At 63.9% G+C, this 25,406-nt stretch carries 30 protein-coding genes and 1 pseudogene; 19 read left to right on the top strand and 12 right to left on the bottom strand.

Annotated elements, in window-relative coordinates; translation table 11 throughout:
* Positions 1–3 precede the first annotated feature (3 nt).
* Both DMO26_RS03005 and DMO26_RS03000 read right to left on the bottom strand, forming a co-directional pair.
* Positions 4–429, bottom strand: a complete 426-nt coding sequence (locus tag DMO26_RS03005; protein WP_117190558.1) for a GFA family protein — start codon at positions 427–429, stop codon at positions 4–6.
* Complete coding sequence (locus DMO26_RS03000; RefSeq protein ID WP_117190557.1) at positions 426–1,334, bottom strand: NAD(P)-dependent oxidoreductase; 909 nt, start codon at positions 1,332–1,334, stop codon at positions 426–428. The genes DMO26_RS03005 and DMO26_RS03000 overlap by 4 nt, the downstream gene beginning before the upstream one ends.
* Positions 1,335–1,413: 79 nt before the next feature.
* Between DMO26_RS03000 and DMO26_RS02995 the strand changes: the two genes are divergently transcribed.
* The 3 genes from DMO26_RS02995 (at position 1,414) to DMO26_RS02985 (ending at position 3,282) form a co-directional block, all read left to right on the top strand.
* The gene (locus DMO26_RS02995; RefSeq protein ID WP_117190556.1) at positions 1,414–1,782 is read left to right on the top strand and encodes a winged helix-turn-helix transcriptional regulator; all 369 of its coding nucleotides are present in this window, start codon (positions 1,414–1,416) and stop codon (positions 1,780–1,782) included.
* Positions 1,783–1,906: 124 nt separating this feature from the next.
* The gene (locus tag DMO26_RS02990; RefSeq protein ID WP_117190555.1) at positions 1,907–2,785 is read left to right on the top strand and encodes an aldose 1-epimerase family protein; all 879 of its coding nucleotides are present in this window, start codon (positions 1,907–1,909) and stop codon (positions 2,783–2,785) included.
* Positions 2,786–2,874: 89 nt separating this feature from the next.
* Complete coding sequence (locus DMO26_RS02985) at positions 2,875–3,282, top strand: GFA family protein (RefSeq protein ID WP_117190554.1); 408 nt, start codon at positions 2,875–2,877, stop codon at positions 3,280–3,282.
* Positions 3,283–3,291: 9 nt separating this feature from the next.
* On the opposite strand, the gene DMO26_RS02980 is transcribed toward DMO26_RS02985, so the two are convergent.
* Complete coding sequence (locus DMO26_RS02980; protein ID WP_117190553.1) at positions 3,292–4,197, bottom strand: LysR family transcriptional regulator ArgP; 906 nt, start codon at positions 4,195–4,197, stop codon at positions 3,292–3,294.
* A gap of 100 nt (positions 4,198–4,297) precedes the next feature.
* Here DMO26_RS02980 and DMO26_RS02975 point away from each other — a divergent pair, with 100 nt between their 5' ends.
* Positions 4,298–4,906: a LysE/ArgO family amino acid transporter gene (locus DMO26_RS02975; protein WP_117190552.1), complete on the top strand. Its 609-nt coding sequence runs from the start codon at positions 4,298–4,300 to the stop codon at positions 4,904–4,906.
* 82 nt (positions 4,907–4,988) lie between these two features.
* On the opposite strand, the gene msrB is transcribed toward DMO26_RS02975, so the two are convergent.
* Positions 4,989–5,399: a peptide-methionine (R)-S-oxide reductase MsrB gene (gene msrB, locus DMO26_RS02970; protein ID WP_117190551.1), complete on the bottom strand. Its 411-nt coding sequence runs from the start codon at positions 5,397–5,399 to the stop codon at positions 4,989–4,991.
* Between the two features lie 171 nt (positions 5,400–5,570).
* Here msrB and DMO26_RS02965 point away from each other — a divergent pair, with 171 nt between their 5' ends.
* The 10 genes from DMO26_RS02965 to DMO26_RS02915 all read left to right on the top strand — a co-directional run bounded on the left by DMO26_RS02965 (position 5,571) and on the right by DMO26_RS02915 (position 14,385).
* A complete protein-coding gene (locus DMO26_RS02965) occupies positions 5,571–7,916 on the top strand; it encodes a putative monovalent cation/H+ antiporter subunit A (protein ID WP_117190550.1) in 2,346 nt (781 codons plus the stop codon).
* Between the two features lie 85 nt (positions 7,917–8,001).
* Complete coding sequence (locus tag DMO26_RS02960) at positions 8,002–8,457, top strand: Na+/H+ antiporter subunit B (RefSeq protein ID WP_117190549.1); 456 nt, start codon at positions 8,002–8,004, stop codon at positions 8,455–8,457.
* Positions 8,457–8,834 (top strand): Na+/H+ antiporter subunit C, encoded by a 378-nt coding sequence (locus tag DMO26_RS02955; RefSeq protein WP_117190548.1) that lies wholly within the window; start codon positions 8,457–8,459, stop codon positions 8,832–8,834. The genes DMO26_RS02960 and DMO26_RS02955 overlap by 1 nt, the downstream gene beginning before the upstream one ends.
* 282 nt (positions 8,835–9,116) lie before the next feature.
* On the top strand, positions 9,117–10,706 hold the full coding sequence (locus DMO26_RS02945; RefSeq protein ID WP_117190546.1) for a Na+/H+ antiporter subunit D: 1,590 nt from the start codon (positions 9,117–9,119) through the stop codon (positions 10,704–10,706).
* A complete protein-coding gene (locus DMO26_RS02940; protein ID WP_117190545.1) occupies positions 10,703–11,176 on the top strand; it encodes a Na+/H+ antiporter subunit E in 474 nt (157 codons plus the stop codon). Before DMO26_RS02945 ends, DMO26_RS02940 begins: the two co-directional genes overlap by 4 nt.
* On the top strand, positions 11,173–11,580 hold the full coding sequence (locus DMO26_RS02935) for a cation:proton antiporter (RefSeq protein WP_117190544.1): 408 nt from the start codon (positions 11,173–11,175) through the stop codon (positions 11,578–11,580). The genes DMO26_RS02940 and DMO26_RS02935 overlap by 4 nt, the downstream gene beginning before the upstream one ends.
* Positions 11,577–11,915: a monovalent cation/H(+) antiporter subunit G gene (gene mnhG, locus DMO26_RS02930; RefSeq protein WP_117190543.1), complete on the top strand. Its 339-nt coding sequence runs from the start codon at positions 11,577–11,579 to the stop codon at positions 11,913–11,915. Before DMO26_RS02935 ends, mnhG begins: the two co-directional genes overlap by 4 nt.
* A gap of 431 nt (positions 11,916–12,346) precedes the next feature.
* Positions 12,347–12,778 carry a MucR family transcriptional regulator gene (locus tag DMO26_RS02925; protein ID WP_117190542.1) on the top strand — a complete coding sequence of 144 codons (432 nt, stop codon included), beginning with the start codon at positions 12,347–12,349 and terminating at the stop codon, positions 12,776–12,778.
* Between the two features lie 358 nt (positions 12,779–13,136).
* Positions 13,137–13,559: a helix-turn-helix domain-containing protein gene (locus DMO26_RS02920; protein WP_117190541.1), complete on the top strand. Its 423-nt coding sequence runs from the start codon at positions 13,137–13,139 to the stop codon at positions 13,557–13,559.
* Between the two features lie 4 nt (positions 13,560–13,563).
* Complete coding sequence (locus tag DMO26_RS02915) at positions 13,564–14,385, top strand: DUF6456 domain-containing protein (RefSeq protein WP_117191006.1); 822 nt, start codon at positions 13,564–13,566, stop codon at positions 14,383–14,385.
* Positions 14,386–14,595: 210 nt separating this feature from the next.
* Here DMO26_RS02915 and DMO26_RS02910 read toward each other — a convergent pair whose 3' ends face one another.
* Together DMO26_RS02910 and DMO26_RS02905 are read right to left on the bottom strand one after the other, a co-directional pair.
* Entirely contained in the window at positions 14,596–15,018 is a 423-nt protein-coding gene (locus DMO26_RS02910; RefSeq protein ID WP_117190540.1) for a SufE family protein, read from the bottom strand.
* Positions 15,019–15,317: 299 nt separating this feature from the next.
* Positions 15,318–15,749, bottom strand: a complete 432-nt coding sequence (locus DMO26_RS02905) for a DUF5330 domain-containing protein (RefSeq protein ID WP_117190539.1) — start codon at positions 15,747–15,749, stop codon at positions 15,318–15,320.
* Between the two features lie 461 nt (positions 15,750–16,210).
* On the opposite strand from DMO26_RS02905, the gene DMO26_RS02900 reads away from it, so the two are divergent.
* Together DMO26_RS02900 and DMO26_RS02895 are read left to right on the top strand one after the other, a co-directional pair.
* Positions 16,211–17,761, top strand: a complete 1,551-nt coding sequence (locus DMO26_RS02900) for a sensor histidine kinase (protein ID WP_404947006.1) — start codon at positions 16,211–16,213, stop codon at positions 17,759–17,761.
* On the top strand, positions 17,733–18,707 hold the full coding sequence (locus DMO26_RS02895) for a peptidoglycan-binding domain-containing protein (protein ID WP_162894687.1): 975 nt from the start codon (positions 17,733–17,735) through the stop codon (positions 18,705–18,707). Before DMO26_RS02900 ends, DMO26_RS02895 begins: the two co-directional genes overlap by 29 nt.
* Before the next feature lie 76 nt (positions 18,708–18,783).
* On the opposite strand, the gene DMO26_RS33515 is transcribed toward DMO26_RS02895, so the two are convergent.
* Positions 18,784–18,951: a Thivi_2564 family membrane protein gene (locus tag DMO26_RS33515; protein ID WP_162894686.1), complete on the bottom strand. Its 168-nt coding sequence runs from the start codon at positions 18,949–18,951 to the stop codon at positions 18,784–18,786.
* Positions 18,952–19,340: 389 nt separating this feature from the next.
* Positions 19,341–20,774, bottom strand: a complete 1,434-nt coding sequence (locus DMO26_RS02890) for an IS1182 family transposase (RefSeq protein WP_117190537.1) — start codon at positions 20,772–20,774, stop codon at positions 19,341–19,343.
* On the opposite strand from DMO26_RS02890, the gene DMO26_RS02885 reads away from it, so the two are divergent.
* Positions 20,773–21,360, top strand: coding sequence for a nucleoside deaminase (locus DMO26_RS02885; protein WP_226951178.1), 588 nt, complete (start codon positions 20,773–20,775; stop codon positions 21,358–21,360). The genes DMO26_RS02890 and DMO26_RS02885 overlap by 2 nt on opposite strands.
* A 335-nt stretch (positions 21,361–21,695) precedes the next feature.
* Here the strand turns inward: DMO26_RS02885 and DMO26_RS02880 are convergent, their stop codons facing one another.
* Positions 21,696–22,562 (bottom strand): LysR substrate-binding domain-containing protein, encoded by an 867-nt coding sequence (locus DMO26_RS02880; protein ID WP_226951177.1) that lies wholly within the window; start codon positions 22,560–22,562, stop codon positions 21,696–21,698.
* Between the two features lie 136 nt (positions 22,563–22,698).
* Between DMO26_RS02880 and DMO26_RS02875 the strand changes: the two genes are divergently transcribed.
* Positions 22,699–23,091 (top strand): tautomerase family protein, encoded by a 393-nt coding sequence (locus tag DMO26_RS02875; RefSeq protein ID WP_117190535.1) that lies wholly within the window; start codon positions 22,699–22,701, stop codon positions 23,089–23,091.
* 27 nt (positions 23,092–23,118) lie between these two features.
* On the opposite strand, the gene DMO26_RS02870 is transcribed toward DMO26_RS02875, so the two are convergent.
* Positions 23,119–23,454 carry a GIY-YIG nuclease family protein gene (locus DMO26_RS02870; RefSeq protein WP_117190534.1) on the bottom strand — a complete coding sequence of 112 codons (336 nt, stop codon included), beginning with the start codon at positions 23,452–23,454 and terminating at the stop codon, positions 23,119–23,121.
* A 117-nt stretch (positions 23,455–23,571) separates the two neighbouring features.
* Between DMO26_RS02870 and DMO26_RS02865 the strand changes: the two genes are divergently transcribed.
* The gene (locus tag DMO26_RS02865) at positions 23,572–23,916 is read left to right on the top strand and encodes a DUF1491 family protein (RefSeq protein ID WP_117190533.1); all 345 of its coding nucleotides are present in this window, start codon (positions 23,572–23,574) and stop codon (positions 23,914–23,916) included.
* A gap of 164 nt (positions 23,917–24,080) precedes the next feature.
* Here DMO26_RS02865 and DMO26_RS02860 read toward each other — a convergent pair.
* Positions 24,081–24,221: pseudogene (locus DMO26_RS02860) on the bottom strand (ATP-binding protein); the annotation flags it as partial.
* 28 nt (positions 24,222–24,249) lie between these two features.
* Positions 24,250–25,406 (bottom strand): zinc ribbon domain-containing protein (locus DMO26_RS02855; protein WP_205421169.1); only part of this gene is annotated, 1,157 nt, incomplete at its 5' end.

Genomic DNA, 25,406 nt, shown 5'->3' with positions numbered 1-25,406 from the left:
CGCCTAATCCAACAGCCGGATCTCCGCATCCGGCTCGTACCATCCATGGCGGCGCCGCGACCAGAAGATCGCGGCCGGCGGCGCGAAATCCGGTTCGCCGAAACAGCCGACCGAAACGACGATCTGCGCGCCCAGCACCTCCGCCTCCATGTAGACGAGCGTGCCACAAGTCGGGCAGAAGACCTGGTCCATCCAACGCCCTGCCTCGGTGATGCGCCGGAAGCGCCGTCTTTCGCCCTCGTCGGCGACGATCGACTGTTTGAGATATCGCGCCCGGTAGGAAAAGGCCGATCCCGTTGCCTTCTGGCATTCCAGGCAGGCGCAGGCATAGACCCGCTCCGGGGCGCCCTCGAGCGTCAGCTTCAGGCAGCCGCAGGAACATGCGGCGGTGCGGGCCTTTTGTATGCCTCGCGCTTCCGCCCCGTTCATCGCGTCACCATGAAGCGCGCCAGCGCCGCGAAATCGTCCTCTGCATGACCGTTCTGGATGGCGGCGGCAAAGAGCGTGCCGAAGGCATCGGCGATCGTCGGGTTGAGGCCCCGTTCGGCGTTGATATGCTTCAGATGCTGGAAGGCGGCGTTGTGGGCGGCGATCGTCGCGAAGGTTTCCGCGTCGCCTCCGTCGCGTCCGTCCCGCACCCGCCGCATCAGGTCCTGTTCGGCCAGGTCGATGACCGGCTGCACCAGCCTGAGATAGGCCGCATAGGTTTCGGCATCGATATCTTCCGCCTCGATGACGGCGAGCGCCTGGAGCGTGCCGAACAGCGTGCCCCACATCTGGCTCAGAAGCGCGCTGTCGAGCGCGGAGGCGGCGCCGAAATCCTCGTTGACGAAGGCGGATTTGCCGCCAAGCGCCGCAAACACCGTCTCGTATTTCCGGTAAGCCGTGCGCGATCCGCTGTAGAGGATCAGCGTGTCGGGCTCGCCGATGAAGTTCGGCGTCGCCATGATCGCCCCGTCCAGATAGGCGATTCCTTCCGCCGCCGCCCAGGCGCCGGTATCGCGTGCCGTCTTCGGCGAACCGGAGGTAAGCTGTACCAGAAGCTTGCCCTGCAGCGCGCTGGCGACCTCGGGCCGCCTCAGCTGCGCGTCGGAAGCGTCGTAGTCGAGCAGGTTGACGATCACGATCTCTGCTCTGGCTGACGCCGCCTCGGGCGTCGGCTGCGGTTGCGCTCCGAAAGCGCCGAGCGCCTGCGCCTTTTCCGCCGTCCTGTTCCAGACATGCACGTCGTGGCCGTTCTTCAAAAGTGTGCGGACGAGCGCGGTTCCCATCCGGCCGGCGCCGAAAAATCCTATTGCGGTCATCGATTTGAACTCCGATATCTGAGACGCCATGTGATAGAATGAGCGATCGGAGACGGTAAATTACGCACCTTTGGGTAAGCGGTTGCTCTGCGGTAAGGGGAGAACGAAAATGAAGCGCCTGCCGGACGACGATTGCGGTTTCGCGAGTGCCCTCAATGTGATCGGCGGAAAATGGAAGACCGATATCCTCTGGGAGATCAACATCGCGCCGCGCCGGTTCGGGGAATTGCGGCGCATCCTGGCCGGCGTCAGCGAGAAGGTGCTTGCCCAGCAGCTTCGCGAGATGGAGGCCGACGATCTCATCCGCCGCGAGGTGTTTCCGGGCAGGGTGCAGCGGGTGGAATATTCCGCCACCGAATTCGGCCGCAGCCTCAACCATGCCGTCACCGTCATGGCGGACTGGGGCAAGGCCTATGAGATCCGCATGGCGGAAAAGACTGAAGAGGCAGCATATCGGGCGGTCGCCCTGCGCGCCTGACGCCGATGCGGCCTTGCCGGCCGCGAAAATTTCGCGGTCTCGGAGCGGCATTCCCGCTTTGGTCATCGAATGGCAATGCTTGTGACGGAAGCTTGCCGCCGCAGCCATTTCAGGAGGACACCCGGTGCCAGAGATCACCCGTATTTCGAACCAGCAGCTCACCGCCGAAATCTCCTCGCTCGGCGCCGAGATGCAGGCGCTCACCTCGGCGGATGGAAAGGCATGGCTGTGGAATGGCGACGCCGCCTTCTGGAACGGCCGTTCGCCGGTTCTCTTCCCGATGGTCGGCAAGGCGCCGGACAACCGCATCGCCGTCGATGGCCGGTCCTATGAGATGGGGCAGCACGGTTTTGCCCGCCGCAGCGAATTTTCGCTCGCCGCATCGAGCGAGACCATGTGCCGTTACGAACTTCGGGCTTCCGACACCACCCGGGCCGTCTATCCCTTCGAATTCCTCCTGGCGTTGACGCATTCGCTCGATGGCGGCCGGCTCACGGTCGCCGCAGACGTCGAAAATCGCGATGAAAAGCCCATGCCCTTCGGCCTCGGTTTCCACCCGGCCTTCCTCTGGCCGTTGCCGGGCGCGGAAGGCCGCGCCCATACCGTGACCCTCGATAACGGCGCCGAACCGGCGCTGACCCGCCTGGAAGGCGGGCTCGTGAAGCCGCAAAGGCTTGCCTCGCCCTTCAAGGCGGGCAGGCTGACGCTCGACCGTTCGATGTTCGAGGAAGATGCGATGATCTTCGCCGAAGGCGCCGGCACCGGCCTGACCTATGCCGCCGAAGGCGGGCCAAGCCTGAAGTTCTCCTTCGAGAACCTGCCGAACCTCGCGCTCTGGCAGAAACCCGGCGCGCCCTTCGTCTGCATCGAGCCCTGGCACGGCACGGCCGCCGAACTCGGTGGTTCCGCCGAGCTGACGCAACGCCCTTATGGCCTCGTCCTGCAGCCGGGCGGGACGGCGCGTTTCGCCTTTGCCGTCGAGCTTCCGGTTCAGGTCCTATGACGAAGGTCATGCTGGCCAGGCGGCGGCTGCCGGCCTAACCTGTCCGCAAACACGGCCTGCCTGCCGGCCCCTATGTCGCGAGGTCCCGCATGTCGTCCAGAATAGCCTCCTGCTGCTGCGGCCAGCTGTCGATCGAAGTCAGCGGCGCGCCGCTCGGCGTCGGCGTTTGCCACTGCCTTGCCTGCCAACGCCGCACCGGCAGCGTGTTCGCCGCGCTCGCCGCCTTTGCCGCTCCTTACAAAGTCTCCGGCCTCGCCACCGAATATGTCCGGGAAGGGGATCAGGGCGCCCGCTTCCGGTTTCGCTTCTGTCCCGTCTGCGGCTCGACGGTCTTCCATACCGAAGACGGTTACGAGCAATTGTCGGTTGCCGTCGCGGTCGGCGCCTTCGCCGATCCGGACTTCCCGCCGCCGCAGGATTCGGTTTATGACTGTCGCCGTCACCCCTGGGTCGAACTGCCGGCGGGAGTGACGGTTTACGACCGGGACCCCGCCTGAGGAAACACTCTAAGCCGGCGGCACGAGTTCACGTTTGGCCACCTCGACGATCTGGCGGGTGAGGTTTGACAGCCGGTCCGCGGTCAGCCGGTTGATTTGCCAGAAGAGCGGGATGTCGAGCGGCGTATCCGGCAGGAGTTCCAGCAGCCGGCCGGAGCGAAGGTGGTCCCGCACGAGGTTGATCGGATTCATGCCCCAGCCCATGCCGGCAAGGCTTGCGTCCACGAAGGCCTGTGTCGAGGGCAGCCAATGGGTCGGATGGCGTGTCGTGCGGCCGAAATTCTGGCGCACCCACTGAGCCTGCAGCTGGTCCTTCTGGTTGAAGGTGATCGCCGGCGCCCGGGCGAGCGCTTCCAGCGTCACGCCGTCCCGAAAATACCGCGCGAAGAAATCCGGGCTGGCGGTGGCGTGATAACGCAGCGCCCCGAGGCTCGAGACCCGGCAGCCCTGCACCGCCTTGCCGAGGCCGGTCACCGCCGCCGTCACGCGTCCCTGCCGCAGCCAGTCCGCCGTATGGTCCTGGTCGTCCACCGCCACGTGCAGCATGTAGTTCGAACTGCGGGCAAAGCTGGCGATTGCTTCCAGGAACCACGTGCCGAGGCTGTCGGCATTGGCGGCGATATGCAGCGTCACGGTCTGTTCGGCGGCTCCCGTCTCGGCAAGCGCCGGCAGGTGGGTGAAAAGCTCGGCCTCCAGCATGCCGACATGTTCGATGTGGCGGCACAGCCATTCTCCCTTCTCGGTCGCGGCACACGGACTGCCGCGGGCGATCAGCACCGTGCCCAGCCGCTCCTCGAGCTGTTTTACCCGCTGCGAGACGGCCGATGGCGTCACGTTCAGCCTTGCGGCGGCCTTTTCGAAACTGCCAGTCTCGACGACGGCGGCGACGGCTTTCAGCGCGGCATAGTCCAACATAATTTAGCCTGACTTAACCGGTAGGAGGAAAATTAACTGGTCTAATTCGCTTTATGGCATTAGCGAAAACCCTGCAAGTCTTCTCCCGGCAGGTTGGATCATGGATTTTTCGGTTTACGCGGCGGGCCTCACCATGGGGCTCAGCCTGATCGTGGCGATCGGCGCCCAGAATGCCTTCGTGTTGAGGCAGGGCATCCGCAGGGAGCACGTCTTCGCCGTCTGCCTCACCTGCGCTCTGTCGGATGCGATTCTGATCGCGCTTGGCGTCAGCAGTTTTCGCCAGGTGGCTGACCTCTTGCCCTGGCTCGATCCGGTGATGCGTTACGGCGGGGCGGCCTTCCTCGCCTGGTACGGCTTGCGCAGCCTGCGTTCCGCCTTCCTTTCCTCGCAGACGCTTGTCGTCGGGGAAGCGGGAGGCGAGGGCTTTCGCCGCACGCTCTTCACCTGCCTGGCGCTCACCTGGCTCAACCCGCATGTCTATCTCGATACGGTCGTGCTGCTCGGCACCGTCTCCACCCAGTTTCCGGGCGGTCGGGTGTCGTTCGCCGCAGGCGCGGTAACGGGCTCGTTCCTGTTCTTCTTCTCGCTGGGTTATGGCGCCCGGTGGCTGCGGCCGCTTTTTGCAAGGCCGGTCTCCTGGCGCATCCTGGAAACGCTGATCGGCATCATGATGGGCGGGCTGGCGATCGGGCTCGTGGCGGGGAAATAGGAACGGTCTCCCCGCATCCGGCTGCGCCCTGCGGACCCTCTTCCCGCGTGCGGGGAGAGGGCTTGAGACAAGGGGCGGATGTTTACTTCAGCGGCTCGAAGGTCATCGAATGGCCGTTGATGCAGTAGCGCAAGCCGGTGGGCGGCGGGCCGTCCGGGAAGACGTGGCCGAGATGGCCGCCGCAATTGGCGCAGCGCACCTCGGTGCGGATCATGCCGTGGGTCATGTCGCGGTGTTCGGTCACCGCGCCGGGTTTCACCGGCTCGAAATAGCTCGGCCAGCCGCAGCCCGAATCGAACTTGGTATCGGAGATGAAAAGCTCCTCGCCGCAGCCGGCGCAGCGATAGAGGCCCTTTTCCTTGCTGTTCCAGAAAGGCCCGGTAAAGGCGCGTTCCGTGCCGGCCTGGCGCAGGATGCGGTACTGTTCGGGCGAAAGCTCTTCGCGCCATTGCGCATCGGATTTCTGGATTTTCGGGGTGACGACTTCGGACATCGCGGGATTCCTTTCGTTTTTCCCATAGATAGGCATGCGGCCTGCGGAGGAAAAGTCGCGTTTCTGTGCACTTCGGCCACTTTTGCTTGAGGCGGGGGGTTCTTTCCCATAGAAAGGCCACTTCCTTGCGAAAGGCGGGGGCGGTTCCGGTTCTAGAAACGAGGAGGTGACATGTCTGCCAATGCGCCGGCATTGACGTTCGTTGCGCTCTTCCTGCCGTTCCTCGGCGCGGTGCTCGCACCGGCTCTCACACGCCGGCTCGGCGACAAGGCGGCCTGGATTCTGGCGCTGGCGCCGACACTCGTCTTCCTGCATTTCTGCGGCTTTCTCCCAGAAGTCGCCGCGGGCGAAGCGGTGACCGGCGGTTATGCCTGGGCGCCGAGCTTCAACCTCTCCTTTTCCTGGTTCCTCGACGGCCTGTCGCTCAGCTTCGCGCTGCTGATCACTGGCATGGGCGCGCTGATCGTCGTTTATTCCGGCAGTTATATGAAGGGCCATCCGGGGCAGGGGCGGTTCCTCGCCTTCATCCTTCTCTTCATGGGCGCCATGCTCGGCCTCGTCGTTTCCGACAGTTTCCTGATGCTGTTCGTCTATTGGGAGCTCACCTCCATAACCTCCTTCCTGCTGATCGGCTTTGATCACGAGCGGGAGGCGGCGCGGCGCGCGGCGCTGCAGGCGCTGGTGGTGACGGGCGCAGGCGGGCTTGCGCTTCTCGCCGGCCTCATCTTCATCTGGAACATCACCGGCGTCACCCAGCTTTCGCTGCTGGTGCATTTGGAAGGGAGCTTGCGCGAAAGCCCGTTCTATCTTGCGGTGCTCGTTCTGGTTCTCGGCGGTGCCTTCACCAAGTCGGCGCAGTTTCCCTTCCATTTCTGGCTGCCGAATGCCATGGAGGCGCCGGCGCCGGTTTCCGCCTACCTGCATTCGGCGACCATGGTGAAGGCCGGCGTCTATCTGCTGATGCGGCTGAACCCGGTCATGGGGAATACCCCTGCCTGGGAAATCCTGCTGCCCTTCTTCGGCGGCATCACGCTGATTGCCGGCACCCTGCTCGGGCTGCGCCAGACGGATATGAAGCTGATTCTCGCCTATACGACCATGGCGTCGCTCGGCCTGCTCGTTTTGCTGACCGGCTTCGGCACCGCGCATGCGGTGGAGGCGGCGGTGCTTTATCTCATCGCCCACTGCCTCTTCAAGGGCGCGCTCTTCATGGTGGCCGGCGCCGTCGATCACGAGGCCGGCATCCGCGACGTGACGCAGATCGGCGGGCTGCGCACCGCCATGCCGATCACCTTCGGCGCGGCGCTGCTCTCTGCCCTGTCGATGGGCGGCCTGCCGCTCTTTTTCGGGTTCCTCGCCAAGGAAGAGGTCTATGCCGCGCTCCTTGCCGGCAATCCGCGTGCCGTCTTCTTCACCATCCTGGCGGTGACCGGCAACGCGCTGATGTTCGCGCTCGCCTTCGCCGTGGCGCTGAAGCCGTTCCTGGGGCCGCGAACCGAGGCGGTGAGGCATGTGCACGAAGGACCGGTCGTGCTGCTGCTCGGCCCCGTCTATCTCGCCGTCCTCGGCCTGCTCGGCGGGCTGTTTCCCGGCATCGCCCATCGTTACGTCTCTTCGCCCATGGCAAGCGCCATCGCCGACGAGAGGGTCGTGATCGACATCACCGCCGTGCCGCATCCCGGCATGCCGCTGCTGCTTTCGGTCGCCACCATGGCGCTCGGCGCGCTCGTCTACTGGCGGCTCGACGCCGCCCGTGCGCTGGTCGCGCGCTTCCTGGAAAATCTCGGTCCCGGTCCAGACCGCGGTTTCGACCATTTCGTCGCGGGCCTCGTGCGGCTGTCCGCCGCCGTGACCCGTCTCGTACAGCCGGGCCGGCTGGAGGTCTATCTCACCGCCACCTTCGTTCTGCTTGGCACGACCCTGCTCCTGCCGCCCTTCCTGTTCGGCGAACTGCCCGCCATTCCCGTCTGGCCGGACGGCGTGCTGGTGCAGGAGGCCGCGTTCCTGATCATCGCCGCGATCGGCATAGCGGCCGTGCTGCGCGCCAGGGACCGGCTGACGGCGATCGTCTCGCTCGGCATCCAGGGTTTCGCGGTCGCGGTGATCTTCCTGCTCCTCGGCGCCCCGGACCTGTCTTTCACCCAGTTTATGGTGGAGACGCTTTCCGTCGTCATCCTGACGCTGGTCATGACGCGGCTGAGGCTTTCCAATCGCGACCACCGCCTGCTCGGGCAAAAACTTCTCGACGGCACCATCGCCGTGGCCTGCGGTCTGGGTTTCACCGCCCTCCTGCTGAAATCCGTCGAGACGCCCTTCGACCCCGTGCTGACCGATTTCTTCAACGCCTATTCCAAGGTGGTTGCCCACGGCGCCAACGTGGTGAACGTCATCATCGTCGATTTCCGCGGCACCGATACGCTGGGCGAGATCGCCGTGGTGATGATCACCGGGCTCGCGGTTCTGGCGCTGATCCGGGTGCGGGCGGGGAAAAAGACCGTTGGGGAGGAGGGGCAGTGATGATGGCATTTGACGCAAGCACTCCTCTGGCCTGCCGGCCATCTCACCCACAGGCGATGCCGTGCGCAACGCAAGGGGGCCGCTTATGAACACTCTCATCCTGCGCACCGTCGCCCCCGTCCTCACCGCCCTGATGCTGCTCTTCTCGGTCTTCGTTCTGCTGCGCGGCCATAACGAGCCGGGCGGCGGGTTCATCGGCGGGCTGATCGCCGCGTCGGCGCTGGCGATCTACGGCATCGCCTTCGGGGTCGGCGCGGTGCGCCGGGCGCTGCGCTTCCATCCGATGGCGATCGCCGGATGCGGCCTGATGCTCGCCACCGTCTCCGGCCTCGTATCGATCCTTTTCGGCGTGCCCTTCATGACGGGACTGTGGATCTATCCGGAAATCCTCGGCGTCGAGGTGCCGCTCGCCACCGTCATGTCCTTCGATGTCGGGGTCTATCTCGTGGTGGTCGGCGCCATCATCTCGATCGCTCTCGCCCTCGAGCAGGAACCGGGGCTGCCGGAACGGTCGGATGGAAAAACAGGAGGCGAAGACTGATGGAAACGCTGTTCGCCATCCTGATTGGCCTGTTCTTCGCCGCCGCCGTCTATCTCATGCTGTCGAAATACACGGTGCGCATCCTGCTCGGCGTGGCGCTGCTCGGCAATGCGGTGAACCTGCTCCTCTTCACCGCCGGCAGGCTGACGCGCGAAGTGCCGCCGATCATCCCGGCGGGCATGCAGGCCTTGCCCGCCGGCGCCGCCAATCCGCTGCCGCAGGCGCTGATCCTGACGGCGATCGTCATCTCCTTTTCCTTCTTCGCCTTTCTCCTGGTGCTGACCTATCGCGCCTACCAGGAGCTCGGCACCGACGACACCGACGGGATGCGGCTGGCGGAGCCGCGGGACGAACCGCTTCCGCCTGTGGGATATTGAGGGAATGGTCTTGGGTTTCAGAAAGAGCACCCCCCTCTGCCCTGCCGGGCATCTCGCGCCCAAGGGGGGAGAGCGGATGGGGCAGGCGCGCTGCCCGGATCGACGCGGAAAGTTGGACGAAGACCGGCTCGTGCGCCGCCGCAAGAGCCGGGACATGTCGCTTGCCGAGAGGCGAGGAGCATGCTTCCTGCCGATCTCCCCGCTTGTGGGGGAGACGCCCGGCAGGGCAGAGGAGGTTATCTCGGCCCAGGCGGCTGCGTTGCGGTCAGGAGGCCTTCTCTGATGGCCGCCCCGTCCTCCACCCCCGCAGACCTCTCCGCCGCCCTCGTCCTCACGCCGCCGCCGCTGGCAGACTGGCTGGTCGTGCTTCCCGTCGCCCTGATGATCGCTCTCGGCGCGGCTCTGATGATGATCCGCAAGTCCGTCCGCTGGCACGGGCCGATCGCCATCTCCGGCCTCGTCCTTCTCGTCCTCCTCGATCTGGGCCTTCTGTGGCGCGTCTCGGTGCACGGTCCGGTGACCATGGTCATGGGCCGCTGGCTGCCGCCGTTCGGCATTGCCTTCACCGCCGATCTTCTCGGCGCGGCGATGGCGCTTGCCGCAGCCGTCGCGGCGCTTGCGGCCGGCATCTTCGCGCTCGCCGACATCGATGCCGGCGGTCGCCGCTACGGCTTCTTTCCCTTTCTCATGCTGCTGATGGCCGGGGTCTCCGGCGCCTTCCTGACGGGGGACATCTTCAACCTCTACGTCTGGTTCGAGGTGCTGCTGATCTCCTCCTTCGGGCTGATCATCCTCGGCTCCGAGCCGGAACAGATCGACGGCGCGCTGAAATATGCGATCCTCAACCTTGTCGGCACGACGCTCTTCCTGATCGCGATCGGTTATCTCTATGCCGTGTTCGGCACGCTCAACATGGCCGATATCGCCCGAAAGGCGGTGGGCCTGCGCGACACCGCGCCGCTCGTGACGCTGACGGCGCTGTTCGTCCTCGCTTTCGCCATGAAGGCCGCCGCCTTCCCGGTGAATTTCTGGCTGCCCGCCTCCTACCACACGCCGCGCATCGTCGTTTCGGCGCTGTTCGGCGGCCTGCTGACCAAGGTCGGCATCTATGCGCTCATCCGCGTCGCGATCATGCTCTTTCCGGTCGAGCGCGAGGCGCTGAGCCTGGTGATCGCGGTTTCCGCGGCGCTCACCATGATGGCGGGCGCGCTCGGCGCCCTGGCGCAGGACGATATCCGCCGTCTCGTCGGCTACCTGGTGATCGCCGGCATCGGCAACATGCTCGCCGGCGTCGCGATCGGCACGCCGGCCGCCGTCAGCGGCGCGATCCTCTATGCGCTGCATTCCATGGCGACGATGACGGCGCTCTATTTCGTCGCCGGCGAAGCGGCGCGGCTTGGCGGCGGTTCCTGGTCGCTCGCCGCGCTCGGCGGGATCTATCGCCGGGCGCCGTGGTTTTCGGCCGCATCCTTCCTGCTGTTTCTCGCCGCCGCCGGCCTCCCGCCGCTGTCCGGCCTCTGGCCCAAGGTGGCGCTGCTCAAGGCCTCGCTCGATATCGGCGCCTGGTGGCTCGGTGCGGCGATCCTCGTTTCCGCCTTCCTCGTCACCGTCTCGCTCGCCCGCGTCTTCCTGCTGGCCTATTGGCGGCCGCAGCCCGGCCTGACCGGTGCCGGCGCCGACGGGAGTGCCGCGGCCGGCGGCTGGCGGATGTCTCTTCCGCTCGGCCTTCTGACGGCGCTCGTGGTTTTCTTCGGCCTCATGCCCGAACCGCTCCTCGATCTTACCCAGCGCGCCGCGACGGGGCTTGCCGATCCGGCCGCCTACGTGCAGTCGGTCTTTCCGACCTCGGCGCAAAAGGGAGGCGTGCCATGATCACCTTCATCCTGTCGCTTGTCTTCGCCGTCATCTGGGTCGCCGTCACCGGCAGCGCCACGCCGCACAACCTGATCTTCGGCTTCGCGCTCTCGACGCTGTCGCTGTGGATCGTCCGCGGTGAGATGAACGCCCGAGGATACTGGCGGCGGCTCGGCCGCATCCTGTCGCTGCTCATCCTGTTCTTCAGGGAACTGGCGCTGTCGGCCTGGAAGGTGGCGGTGCTGGTCACCAGCCCGCGCATGGACTTGAAGCCGGGCATCTTCGCCTTTCCGCTGACCGTCGACCGGGATTTCGAGATCACGCTTCTCGCCAACCTGATCACGCTGACGCCGGGAACGCTTTCCGTCGACGTTTCGGAGGACCGCAGGATGCTGTTCGTGCATGCGATCGACTGCTCGGACATCGAGGCCACCAGACGCGACATCGCCCAGGGTTTCGAACGCAAGATCATGGAGGCGTTTCGATGACGGCGGCTGACGTGATTCTCTCCTCGGCGATCTGGCTGGCCTTCGTCATCCTCGGCATCGCCTTCCTGATGACCGTCTGGCGGGTCATCAAGGGGCCGACGCTCGCCGACCGGGTCGTGGCGCTCGACATGCTCACCGGCATCGTCATCGGGTTCATCGCGCTCATCGCGATTCGCACCGGCTTCACGCTTTATATCGATATCGCCATTTCGCTCGGCCTCGTCGGTTTCCTGGCGACCGTCGCCTTTGCCCGCTTCATCCTGTCGGACGGCGATGGCGGCAAGGCCCCGAAGCCGGATATCGCCAGGGCGCTTCTGACCCCGCCGCCCGGTCCCCGCCGCAAGCAGGCGGGCAGGCGGTCGGCCGGCAGCAGGCCGGCCGTGCGGCGAAAGGCGGGAAAATGATGGACATTCTCGTCGCCGTCCTCACCGCATGCCTGATCCTTGCCGGCGCCGGCTTCGCGCTCGTGGCCGCGATCGGCCTCAACCGGCTCCCGGACATCTATACGCGCATGCATGCGGCATCCAAGGCCGGCACCGTCGGATCGGGCCTGCTGCTGCTCGCCGTCGGCCTGCATGCCGGCGATCTTTCGATCTTCGCGCGGGCGATCGCCGGCTTCTTTTTCTTCGTTCTGACGGCGCCGATATCGGCACACCTCCTCGCCATGGCGGCCCACAAGGTGGGTTACCGGCTTTCCAGCCATTCCACGCGGGACGAGTTGAAGGATTACGAAAGCTGAATATAGCCTTCAAAAACGAGTTATAAGCTTGTCACAATTGAGGAAATTTTCTTTTATTCATCAGTAACGCTGAGATGGCTTTCCTATAGCCGCCAGAAAGGTTGATGATTATCAAAATTCGCACTTGGACATTCAGCGAAGCGGTGGTACTTCATTGCAAGTAGAGTGCAGATGTTGTTCTAGATTAAGTGTTCTCCCGCCAATTCAATAAATCGGCATGTTTTTCAGCAGAAGAACGATGCATGATTCCCGGGAGAAGGTTCGATCGAGCCGGCATCCGGTAAAAACTGCTTTTCTCCCGTGTGAAGCTTAGGGGTAGGCTTCGGTCCAAGGACGGCACGGGTTTCGAGGGTTTTATCCGGCAGACTCTACAAATGGACGGGTGCCGCGGAGGTCGCGGGCTCGCCATGCAGTCGAACAGGAGACAGGAAATGACAGAAATCGCATTGGGCAAAGGCCAGGATCTGCTGGTGGAACTGACCGCAGATATCGTGGCAGCCTATGTGAGCAACCACGTGGTTCCCGTCGGCGATCTTTCCAATCTGATCGCGGACGTGCATTCGGCGCTGAGCAATACATCGTCGCCGGCCCCGGTCGTTACGACGATCGAAAAGCCGAAGCCGCCGGTTCCGATCAAGAAGTCGATCGAAGACGACTATCTGATCTGCCTGGAGGACGGCCAGAAGTTCAAGTCGCTGAAGCGGCACCTGATGACCCATTACAACATGACGCCGGAAGAATATCGCGAGAAGTGGGGCCTGCCGGCCGACTATCCGATGGTGGCCCCCGCCTATGCGGAAGCCCGTTCGCGGCTCGCCAAGGAAATGGGTCTCGGACAGCGTCGCAAGCGCGGCAAGGCGTAAAGCCGGTTGCGGCAAGACGCGCCGCGCGCAGATCAGTGCCGGTTTGCAAGCACAGACTCGCGAGACGGGCCAGGACGATCAGAATGAACCGATCGCGAAAGCGGCGGGAGCTTGGTCTTTTGCTCTGAAACGCTGGTCTTTTGCACTGAAAGAATGTGAATGTGGACAAGAACCGGGCCTGGTGCCCGGTTTTCTCTTTTCCACAGTGGAGATGATATAGGAAAAAAATCCTTTGATTTTTCCGTAACTTGTCAAATTCTCCAACATTTTCAGCGAAAAATTGATGACAGCGGGCTTCTTGCGTCGCCCTTCATGCTCTATGGTATGTGAATTAATTCCTATCTATTGAGGAGTTGTCATGCCGTTCCAACGTCATTTCGAGCCCTTCGCTCTGCCGCTGCTCCAACTGCCGGTCCTATACGAGGAATCCCGCCCCGGCCGGCTTCCCGCCGGCCTGCCGCTCAGGATGGCCTGCCGCATCGTTCGCCAGATGGTGTACGAACTCGTCCTGCTTTTCGATGACCGGGTGATGCTGCGGCGCGACCGCCGGCGGCTGGCCTGTCATGTGCGGCAGATCGCCATGTATGTCTGCCACGTATCGCTGCAGATATCGATGAGCGATATCGGCGACGCGCTCGGCCGCGACCGCACCACGGTCGGCCATACCTGCCACGTCGTCGAGGATCGCCGCGACGACGTGACCTTCGACGATTTCGTTTCCGCGGTGGAGCGCATCGTCATCGCCGTCTTCGGCCTGTCGGAGGTCTCGGCTCATGAATAGCGGCATGAATGACAGGAAACCTCAGGCGCCGAGAAGGCACCTCCTGCGGCTGATCCGCCAGCTGGCGCGGGGCGAATGTTCGGCGACGCGCGTGGGGGGCGATGCGATCCGCCTCACCGGTCTCGCGGTCGGTGCCGGGGAGCGCACCTATCCGGAAGCCGTCATCGCCGAGGCGCAGGCGCTTGGGCTGGTGCGTCTCGCCGACGGCCGGGTCACGGCGAGCGCCGAGGCCTCCGCCTTCCTGCGCCGGGCTCTGGTGGAGGGCGAGGAGGGGTTCGCCGAGCAGCATGGAGAAATCGTCGTCACGACGGCCGAGGTGGAAGGCGAACGCCGGCCGGTGCGCCGCAATCTCGCCGAATCGCCGCTCGGCGCCGTTGCCCGCATGAAGGACCGGGACGGCAAGGCTTTCCTGCCGCTCGAAGCGCTGGAGGCGGGCGAGCGGCTTGCCGCCGATTTCACCCGCGGCCAGTTGCAGCCGCGCGTCACCGCCTCCTGGGAGCCTCGCCTCGCAAGTCGCGCCAGGGGGCAGGGCTGGGGTCACGCCGGCGGTCAGGCGGAGATCGCCGACAGCGCCATGGCCGCCCGCAGACGCTTTTCGAATGCCGTCGAGGCCATGGGGCCGGAACTTGCCGGCGTGGCAGTGGACGTCTGCTGCTTTTCGAAGGGTCTGGAGACGGTGGAGCGCGAACGGCAATGGCCGGCGCGTTCGGCCAAGCTCATGCTGCGCACGGCGCTGATGGCACTGGCACGGCATTATGCGCCGCCACCGGCAAGAGGACGCCGCAGCCATCATTGGGGCGCCGAGGATTATCGGCCGGTATTGTGATCCGTTGCCTGAATGGCCTTGCCGTGACCCTTTGCCGGGGTTGGGCCGTTTGTCTCAACCCGTCCTCCGGCCCCGTGGATGGGCGAGGGGACGTGCCTAACGCAACGTCCGCCGGGGAGGAAACCGGGCGCGGCATGTTTCCTTCTCCCCGCCCGCGGGGAGAAGGTGCCCGGCAGGGCGGATGAGGGGCGTAGTCGCGAACCTGGATTTTTACGCAGCCACCCGCAGGCTTGCTTCCGCCCGGATACGCTTCACCATCGAGCGCAGCCCGTTGGCGCGCTGCGAGGAAAGGTGCTCGACGAGCCCGATGCGGTCGAAGATCTCGATCGCGTCGGTGGCGGCGATTTCCGAGGCGCGTTTGCCGGAATAGGTGGCGAGGACGATGGCGACGAGACCGCGCACGATATGCGCGTCCGAATCACCTTCGAAGGTCATCACCGGATCGGCGCCGCCGTCCTCGATGTGGCTGACCAGCCAGACCTGGCTTGCACAGCCCTGCACCTTGTTTTCGGCGGTCTTCTTGTCGTCTGGCAGGTCGGGCAGCGCCTTGCCGAGCTCGATCACATAACGGTAGCGATCCTCCCATTCGTCGAGGAAGGCGAAATCGTCGATGATCTGGTCGAGGTTGGCCATAGGCGCTCCATGGAGCATGCCGCGCAAACGTGTTCCGGGCTTTGCGATGGCGACATGCGAGAAAGTTTGGACACGAACCGCGGCCGGCACATCCAGGGGATTGCTGCGCGCGGCGTATCTCCTTGCGCTCCATATAGGCACTTGCGGCCGCGATAAAAGCAAAAAAATCGCCGTGAGGACTTCATTCCTCACGGCGTCAGCAGATGCTGAATGGCAGGGCAGGCAGTCCGGCGCCGGGAACCGAGGCAATCGGGCCTGGCGCAAGCTTTTGAATTCCGTGGGCAGGCGGGAGCGCAGGCTCAGTGGGCGGGCCGCTTCTGCGGCACCGGCACAGTGCCGGTGAAGATCGTGTCGGAGGCGGCGGTGCCGGCGGTTTCGGCCTGTCTGGCCGGGAAAGGGGCCGGGAAAGGGGTAGGATTCGGGTCGGCGCGCACGGCGGTCTCCGCCTCCTTCGCGCCGAACTGCCTGTCGAGCAGTTCGAAGGCGACACGGGCGCCGTCCTTGGCCCTGACACCGAGTGCGGAGAAGGTTTCGGCGCCCTTTTCACAGACTTCCGGCTTTTCCGAGCAGATGGCGCTCACATATTGATAGGCTTCGGTCGCCGCGGAAAAGGCGCTCGCGACTTCCAGCGCCGAGGCGCCGTCGTTCTGCGCTGCGGGCTTGGCGCCGAAATAGGAGAGCACCACCAGCACGGCCGCGAACCAGAATGTTCCCTTGATGAGAAACCACATCGTCCTGTCCACCTGTTTTTTCCCGCGGTCATTCTGCGGGCCGCCGGGTCTGTGCCGGTCTTGAACATGGTTGTACCGGGCGGAAGCGAACGCCGCTTTGACGCGTCCGCTCGGATTTTCGGAAAATTTGCATCAAATTTGAATGATCCCGATTTGGGACGACTGCTTCAGGGCATTTGCATCGAATTTTAGCGGTCGATGTTAAGCATAATTGCGGCAGCGTGCCCGAATGCGTTGGGTTTCTTGCGGGGCGTCCTGCCACATTGGTTAATGGTTTTCGAAAAATTCAAGTAATTCCGTCGCTTACGCGCCATTAACCACAAGCGGAGATGGCGCCCGGATTATGTCTCAAACCCGGATTTTGGGGTCTTGCGAGGGTTCTCCGGGAGGTTCTTTTATCCTTTCTTTAAGCCGCGGGGGCCTATTGTCGGCCCCGTAAACGAGTTTGTTCAGGGTCTCGCGTGCACGTATTGAGTCACATTGCCGGTAAGGCGGTTCAGGTGGTCGACGAGACCGCCGGCCGCTGGCTGTTCCGCCTTGGAGAAGGCGAGATGGCGCGTGCCGGCGAGATCGCGCTCTTCCGCCGCCTTGCCTTCGCCTTCTTCGCAGCGCTCGTCCTCGTGCCTGCGGCGCTGGCCGCCGTCTTCACGCCGGCGCTGGCTTTGCCGGTCGGTGCCGCACTCGTCGTCTCCTTCTTCCTGCTCGTGACGGCCGCCTTCTTCGCCCTGCCGCGCCGCGCCGCCGCTCCTGCGGCGATGCCGCAGCCGGAGGATCAGGCATTTCACGCCTGCCCGGGCCTGTCGCTCATCCTCGATCCGCTCGGTCAGGTGGTGAAGACCGGCGGGCGCGATCGCGACGCCTTTCCTGCAAGCCTCGGCGCCTGCGCCGGCGAGCCGCTGGCCGAGATCGTCCACGTGTCGGACCGGATCGGCCTCGTCCAGGCCCTCGACGTCCTGCGCCAGGGCGCCGTGAGCGCCACCGTCGATATCCGCATCGAGCGGCCGTTTTCGGCGGCCGGCCGGCAGTTCATGCCGATCCGCCTCGACATGACCCCGATCCGCGATGCTGAAGGCGAACTCGTCTCCGTCTTCGCCCAGGCGCGCGACTTGTCCGAGGAGCAGGAACTGCGTTCCGAGGCCGCCGCGCATCTGGCCGAGGCCCGCTCCGCCCATGAGGCGAAGTCGCGCTTCCTCGCCGCTGTCAGCCATGAGCTGCGCACGCCGCTCAACGCCATTCTGGGTTTTTCCGACGTGCTCGCCGGCGAATATTTCGGCAAGCTCGAAAACGATCGCCAGCGGGAATATGTCGGGCTGATCCGCCAGTCGGGCGCCCATCTTCTCTCCGTCGTCAACACCATGCTCGACATGTCGAAGATCGAGGCGGGCCGTTACGAACTTCTGGCCGAGCCCTTCCAGATCGCCGAGGCGATGGAGGCCTGCCGCGCCATGCTCGACCTCACCGCCCGCGAAAAGGGGATAACGCTGACGAGCCGCGCCTCGCGCGGTTTGGGGGAGGTGGTCGCCGACCGCCGCGCCGTGCAGCAGATCCTCATCAATCTCGCCGGCAACGCCATCAAGTTCACGGAAGCCGGCGGTGTCGTCTCGATCGACGCCATGCTGTCGGGCGACGACCTGGTGATCTCGGTCAGCGACACCGGCATCGGCATTGCCGCTGAAAAGCTGCAATTCATTGGTCAGCCTTTCATGCAGGTGGAGAATGCCTATACTCGCTCCTACGAGGGCACCGGCCTCGGCCTTTCGCTGGTCAAGGGGCTGGTGGCGCTGCATGGCGGCCATTTTGCCATTTCCAGCCGTCCGGGCGAGGGGACGGTGGTGACGATCTCGCTCCCGGCCGACGGGTCGGGGGTGGGGAATGGACGGGATGAAACCCGGGAGGAAAAAGTCGAATTCCCGCCGCGGCTCAAATCGGCCCGGCAAACCGCCATGATGGGCGAACAGGCCATGGGCCAGCAGGACTATGTCGATGACCGCGCGGAAGCGAAAATCGCCTGACAGGAAGAAGAATGTCAGGCAGCCGGGCCTTGTATCGAGCCTCGCAATGGGCGCGGGGCGTGCGGCTGCGCGCCATCCGAAAACCCTGTTCGGCGTCGCGACCTTCGGCATCGTCTTCAGTTTCGTGGCCGCCAATGCGCTCTGGTACCAGCCGGGCGGCCATCCTTCGCCCTTCCTCGCGACGCGTGACGCCACCGACCCGAACCGTATCGCCGGCTATCGCCCGATGCGCCGCATCGCCCCCGACGACGTGACGACTTTCCGCATCGAGCGCGCCGCCCCTGCGGCCGCGCCGCCCGCGGTGACGCCGGCCCCGGTTTCGCCGCCCGCCGCAGCGCCGCTGCCGGCGGGTATCCCGGCTGCGTCGCCGGCGCAGCGCCCCGCGCCGCCGCAAGCGGCGCCCCAGCAGACGGCCGCCCATCCGGCTCCGGCGCCCGCGCCTTCGGCCGCTCCGCCGGCCGCGCCTCCGGTATCGAAACCTGTTCAGGCCGAGACGGCGAGGACCGCTCCCTCCGCTCCGGCAAGGGGCGCGCAGCCCATGCCGCCCAAGCCGGTTCCGGCAAGCCGCCCGGTGGAAAATGCCAGCGCGCGTGGCGAAGACGCCGTCGCGGCGGCAATCCGCGCCGCCGACCGCAAGCCGTTCATGACGCCGCCGGCCGATATCCCGAACAGCACGGGCTCGAACCCCGGCCGTTCCGTGCCGCCTTCCGCACAGAAGCCCGCCGCGCCCCTGTCGTCTGCGCCGGATGCCAAGCCTTCCAGCCTCGTGCTGCAGATCCAGCGCGGTCTCTCCAACATCGCCTATGCGGATGTCGAGGTCGACGGCGTCGCCGGCAGCCAGACGAAGGCGGCGATCCGCCGGTTCCAGAAGCACTATCGCCTGCCCGAAACCGGCGAGCCGGACGAGATGGTGTTGAAGAAGCTGAAATCGATCGGCGCGTTGTAACCTGCGCCATGCCGCCGGATCGGCCCGTGCATCCGATCGGGCGCACGGGCTTTCGTGACCGGCCGGGAGCCGGATTTCAGAACACGGCGAGATATTTCAGGAGCGATACGATGCCGATGATAATGATGATGATCCGCGCGATCTGTTTGGCGCGAGCATCGATCGGCAGGCGGGCGACGAGATAGAGAACCAGGACGATCACCAGGAAGGTGATCAGAATGCTGACCAAGACGGAAGTACCCAAAGCCCCAACTCCTTTTTCACAGGCGATATGCCGTGCGGCACCTGACGGTAATTATGCGGGCGCGGGAGAAAGGAAAGGGAGGGAGCGCTCCGCCAGCCCTAACTTAAAAGTGGAATATTTTCTGTCGCAAATATCTGTCGCGAAACTGCGACTTTTGCGAATGAGTTTCGCGACAGATATTCCCCTGAAAAGTCGGTGTTCCCGATTTTGTCGCGAAACTCAGGGAGACTGTCCCAAAATTCTGAAGACCCGCGCTCCTGAACATATTAGTGCTCGATCGATGAGGGTTTTTCCGAAGATTTTCCTATCATCGCACTCTGGGCGGTATGTGGCCTCAACAGGACGCTTCCAGACGGCTTTTGTACGCCTATAAGGCGCATTTTCGTCGGTCACGCCCTCAGCGCGGCGATGAGGCCCTGCACGCCGATAAGGGTGATGGCCCTTTTGATGTTGTAGGCGAGCGCGGTCAGGCTGAACTCGCCGCGGACGTTGTCGAGCCCGCGCATCAGGAAAGCGCCCTGGTTCATCCACTGCTTGATGGTGCCGAAGGGATGCTCGACGCTCTCGCGCCGTCGGTCGAGGATGTCGGGCCGGGCATCGAGGCGGGCGGCCATGCGGTCAAGGATCGCCTCGTTCTCCAGCCGCGAGACCCGACGATAGGTGTTGCCGGTGCAGCGCGGCTTGAGAGCGCATTCCTTACAGGCCGCGCGGTCGCAATATTCGATCTTGCGGTTGTCGCGCACCTTGCCCTCGTAGCGCGGATAAAGCGTCGCGCCGCTGGGGCAGACATAAACGTCCTTGTCCGGATCGTAGCGGAACAACTCCTTGGCGAAGTATCCCTCACGGACCGCCAGTCCTCGGATCGGCCGCGGCACATAGGCGGTGATGCCGGCCGCCTCGCAGGCTTCGATGTCCTCTATCTTGAAGTAACCTCGGTCGGCGACAGCCTCGATCCGCTCGACGCCGAGCGTCTCCATCGCCGCCTCGACCGTAGGGGTCAGAAGGCCAAGGTCGATTACCTGATTGCAAACCTCCTGCTCGGCGATCATTTTGTGCATTGTGTCCACGGCAAGCTGGACGTTGTAGCCGACACCTACCTTCGTCATGCGCGCCATGGCGCGAGCATCCGGATCGGTCAGCGATATCTGGTCCTCGCCGGTGCGATCCAGTTCTTCCAGCAGCGCCTTGTGGCGGGCGCGCTTGTCCCTGATCGCCGCGATCTTCTCGGCGAGCTTGCCACCGTCGCTGTTGCCGCCAACGCGCTCCTCCTCGGCATCGCCATCGTCGAGACGCTTCATGTAGTCGGCCAGTTTATCGTCGGCCTCGCGGATGAACTTCGACAGCGCAGCGCGGGTGAAGTTGCGGTCCTTGTTGTTCACCGCCTTGATGCGCGTGCCGTCCACCGCTAGCAGTTCGCGGCCGAATAGGTCGAGTTGCCGGCACAAGATGACGAACTCGCGGAATACCTTCCTGAAGGCCGAGCGGTTCACCCTCCGAAAGGCGGCTATGGTACGGAAGTCTGGCTTCAGGTTCCTTAGCAGCCAGATCGCCTCGATGTTGCGATGCGCCTCGACCTCCAGACGGCGGCTGGAGCGCACCCGGTTGACGTATCCATAGATGTAGAGCTTCAGCATGTCGGCCGGATCGAAGCCCGGTCGCCCCGTCTCCTTCGCCGCCACCCGCTCGAAGCCGGCGGCGGCAAGATCGAGGCCGTTGACAAAAGCCTCGATGAAGCGAACTGGGTTGTCCGGCCCCACATAGTCGTCAACCGCCTCGGGCAGAAGCAGCAGTTGCGAACGATCCGTTCCTGAAAGATGTGCCATGGCAGAAATCTATCATGTAAGATCGCCATCAGGAATCGCCCAGAGAGATTTTGGATGGTCTCCGGGGTTTTACGAAAAGCTCTGCGAAGGGAATAATTCGATGCCCTGCTGGACTGATGAGAACGATGCACGAGATCTTCGCAAGGCATTTGGACTTGCACGCACGTCAAGAGAAAAGGGAAATCACCCGTTCGGAGCGGTCTTGATTTCCGTCACTGGAGAGTTGCTTCTGGAAGCTGAAAACACAGTCGTTCTCTCCGGCGATCTGACTGCTCATGCAGAGAGAAATCTCCTGTCGCTTGCCTCAACGCGTTTTGATCAAGAAATGTTGTCGAAGGCGACCATGTATGCCAGTACCGAGCCATGCTCGATGTGTGCGACCGCCGCGCGTTGGGTCGGAGTGGGACGGATCGTCTATGGCCTTTCGCAGGCAAGGCTGCGGAATACCGGCAACGGAGGTCCGAGATTGCCTCCGAATGATTTCTCTTGCCGTGAAATGTTCAAGCTTGCCAGCCGCGCAGTCGAAATCGTTGGTCCTTTGCTTGAGGACGAAGCTGCGCAGGTGCATGAGGGATTTTGGCGGTAACTACTCGCCAGTGATGCACGATCCGTTCCTAAAGCCGGCCGATCGGTCGCGAAATTCCCTGCACGCGCTAAGTCGCGTGTTTTGAGACGGTCTGCCCAATTAAAGCGACAGTTTTGCGACTAAATTTTTCGACGTCGCAAAAACCAACGTTTCGCGACAGGTGAGTGCGCAGAATGCTTCACGAAGATATTTCCGGCAAGATAAACCACCCCAGACACCCATGCCGCAAGGGGGGGTCGGCACCAGTATCTACTTGGATTCCACATTTCGGTTAGGGGCTGGGAGCGCTTCGGGCTTAGTTTTCTTCGTCTTATCATATGCTTCATGCGCAAGCCTCACCGCATGAGCGCAGCCTCCGTGACGAGACGCTTCAATTCTTCCGCCGGCGGGGTGAGGCGGTTTTCGGCGGCATGCAGCGCGAGTTCGATCGCTCCGAGCGGCGGCAGGCCGGTGTCCCTCGGATCGAGTAGGGCGAGGTGCTCCGGCTTGCCTTCGGCGATGCGGGGCGTGACGCCGAGCCCGGCGGTGACGGCGGCCCAGAGCCCGGCGAGGCTGGGGCTGGCGAAAGCGTGCCGCCAGGCGATGCCCTGCCGGTCGAGCGCCTCGATCGCCGCCTTCCGGAAAGCGCAGGGCGCATCGAAGGCGATGATCGGCAGCGGTTCGCCCGCGTCCCGCTGAAAATCCGGCAAGCCGATCCAGGCGACTTCGCGGCGGGCGATGATCTCGGCCCGTGGGTTGCCGAACGACCCCCAGGCGAGCGCCACGTCGAGTTCTCCGCGCCCGACTGCCTGGACCATCTCGTTGCCCCGGTCGACATGGGCTTCCACCCTCACTTTCGGATGGACCCTGGAAAACCGTCCCAGCAGGCCGGGCAGCCAGGTCTCGGCGAAATCCTGCGGCACGCCGATCCGCACCCAGCCCTCGAGCTTCGCCGCCCCGCGCACCGCCGTCCGCGCCTCGTCGTTGAGTTCCAGGATGCGCCGGGCATAACCCAGCAGGATCTCCCCGGCTTCGGTCAGCACCAGCCCGCGGCCCTGTTTCTGCAGCAGCGTTTCGCCGACCTGCTCTTCGAGCTTCTTCAATTGCAGGCTGACGGCCGAAGGCGATCGGCCGAGCCGGTCTGCGGCGCGCGCGAAACTGCCGAGTTCCATGCCGAGCGCGAAGCTGCGCAGCAGATCCATGTCGAGATTCATGTGCAGCATAATCGTTGAGTTCTGCAAAAGTATCCGTTTTAAACTTCGCGATTTTCAAAACGATTGTGACGGAGGATGATCTGCTCGTCAACCCGCGGCCTCGGGAGCTTGAAAAGCTGCCGGCCTTGCTCGAAGGAGATTTTCCATGCCTTTTGTTCACGTCATCATCGCCGGCGCCAGGTTGGAACCGGCGTCCAGGTGCCGCCTGCAGCAGGAGACCACGACGCTGATGAACACCATCATGCGCAAGCGTCGCGAAGTCACCGCGGTGCTGGTGGAGGAAGTCGATCTCTCCGGCTGGACGGTCGGCGGCGAACCGCTCGCTGCCGCCGCGCATGTGGAAGCGAGCGTCACTACCGGCACCAATACGCACGAGGAAAAACAGCGCTTCATCGCCGCGATGAATGCGGCGCTCAAGGAGAACCTGGGAGACCTGTCGATCGCCACCTATGTCGTCATCCGCGAAGTGCAGGCGGAGGCCTGGGGTTATGACGGCGTGACGCAGGAATACCGCCGCAACGCCGATCTGGCACTGTGATCCGCCGTCCCGTGCAGAAGGCCGGCGTCAGACTGCTTCCGCCCCGAGTTCCCAGGCCCAGTGGAGGAGGCGGTCCTTCAGCGTCCGGTCGCGCAGGTAGCCGGTCAGGTCCTCGTCGATCGCCTCCAGCCGCTCCAGTGCGAAATCCTCCGGCACGCCGCCGCTCCAGGCCGCCTGCAGCGTCGTGCTGACATGGCTGCCGTGGCGCAGCGTGAACCAGATGCGGTTCTGGATCTTGTCGAGATCCGGCGCGCGGCCGACCCATCGCTGCCCCGTCGAAAGGCGGCGGATCACATAGATGCCGGCCGGTGCCTTGCGTTCCTTGTAGGCGGCGATCGCCGCCTTTCTGTCGATCGTCTGCATGGTGATGTCCTCGTTCGGTGAGAGGCAAATATCATCCGGGTAATATTATGGCAAGGATTTTATCCGGATATAATGGGTGACCCTTTGCGCTCCGCCACGAAGCGCGTATGAGGGACCATGCGCCTCAAGTCCGATATCTTCGTTTCCGCCCTGATCCGCCGCGTCTTTGGGCTCGGCGGTTTTGCCGCGATTGAAAGAAAGGGTTCGGATACCGCCGGGGCGATCTTCATCCGCCAGCGGTTCCGCGATGGGCTGGAGACGCTTTATGGCCCGGCCCCCCAGAGCTTTTTCGGCGAGGAGGAGGGCGGCCGCAAGTTCGAGGCGAGGGTGGAAAGGGCGGAGCCGGATGCGGTCCGCGATCTGCTTGCCCGCGAACTGCGCTTCGATCCGGATCTGTGGCTCGTCGAACTGGAAACCGACGACGTGACCGGCCTTTTCGAGGTCGTCGGGCCGTCTGCCTAGCATACCGCAAGATCGGTCGAGCGCGTCAGGTCTGCATGCGCTTAGCTGGTGCTGCCACGGAGGACGGAATGATGAAGGCGGCGCTTCAAAACTACCATGCCCGGATGCAGTGTCAAGCGACACGAGGAATTGACCCCTTTGCCGACATCAGGAATTGACCCCTTTCACTGGTTTGTCGTTTCGTTGGTTTCAAGCGCCGCTCCGGCCTTCTGCAGAAGGCCGGAGCGGCGCTTTTCGCGAAGCCGGTAGCTGTCGCCGCGGATGGTAATCACCGTCGAGTGGTGAAGCAGGCGGTCCAATATTGCCGTGGCGACGACGGGGTCACCAATGATTTCATGATGCCTGTTTCCTCGATCGTCTATTACGTTGAGCGCGAGCGCGCAGAATGTCGATCTGGTCCTGCGTCAAATCGATCTGCCACGGCTGACCCTTGGCGAGTTGGTGTCCGTTAAGCCATCCGCGGGCGAGATAATCAAAGATGACCTGAGGTGTAATGCCTAGGGCTGCTGCGGCACCTTGAACGGAGTATGTTCCGTCCGACCACCTGGCGGGATTGGAGCTCGTGCCGTTGATTTTGACGGTTGGAATGCCCCACCGTCTACGCAAGAGCCAGACATTTTCACCCTTGAAGGCGCAATTCCTTGCCGCAAGAAAGCCTTCCGCGTTCAGCGCCAAGGCAATTTCCTTATCCATTTTGCCAGCGGCGTTCAGCTCCGTCACGCGCGCTCGTAGCCTATCGACATCGATATAGTCACCGTAGGTGTGAACGCGCCTTTGGACAGAGTGCTCGCTTGTCGCGCCTGTTTGCCACAGGATCTTGACCCAGACCTGGCCCCGCAGCCGCTTTTGGTCGAGAACGACTTCGCAGATGATGAGGCGCAGGATGCTCTTTCGTTCGGGAGACGAAGTCGATGAGGCATGCCAGATGCGGGGCAGGTCTTCCCCGAGTGCCAGTAGCCCGTCGCGATCTGCCTCACTGAGAACGAGGGGTTCGTCAGCCCGCCATCGCTCGTAATCCTGCTCGATGGCCTCAGCTGCACGCAGCTTCTCTTCCCATCCCCGCTCCAGCGACCGGGCCACCAGGCGGTTCTCGGGCTCGACTACGTCGTATTGGCGTCGTGCCCTTTCCGCCTCGTAGCGCGCCCGTTCACGCCGCAATGCCCATTGACGCTCAAGTTGACGTGCTTCCTCTTCGATCTGGCCCAGTGCGGCGATGGCGATAGCGATCCTATCCGGCGTCAGAGCCTCAAGTAGAATGCCTTCGATGCGTGCGTCGACGGGCAGAGCGCGCACCTCCTGGCATAACGGCCCTCCATCGTGACCGCGATCAGCACGGCAGGTGTAGACGGGATAGTTCCCTGCCGGGCCGCTATAGCGCAAGCTCATCCGCCGGCCGCACCGCCCGCAGACAGCGATGCCCTGCAGCAATGCAGCGCCCTTACGCGGCGCTCCCGTATGGCCGGCTTCGTAGTGGTTGATGTTGTTTTCCA

The sequence above is a fragment of the Rhizobium terrae genome (assembly GCF_003425685.1).
In the GTDB taxonomy this organism is placed as follows: domain Bacteria; phylum Pseudomonadota; class Alphaproteobacteria; order Rhizobiales; family Rhizobiaceae; genus Neorhizobium; species Neorhizobium terrae.
The sequence above is the reverse complement of the archived record's forward strand: the minus strand, read 5'-3'. Positions and strand labels throughout refer to the sequence as shown.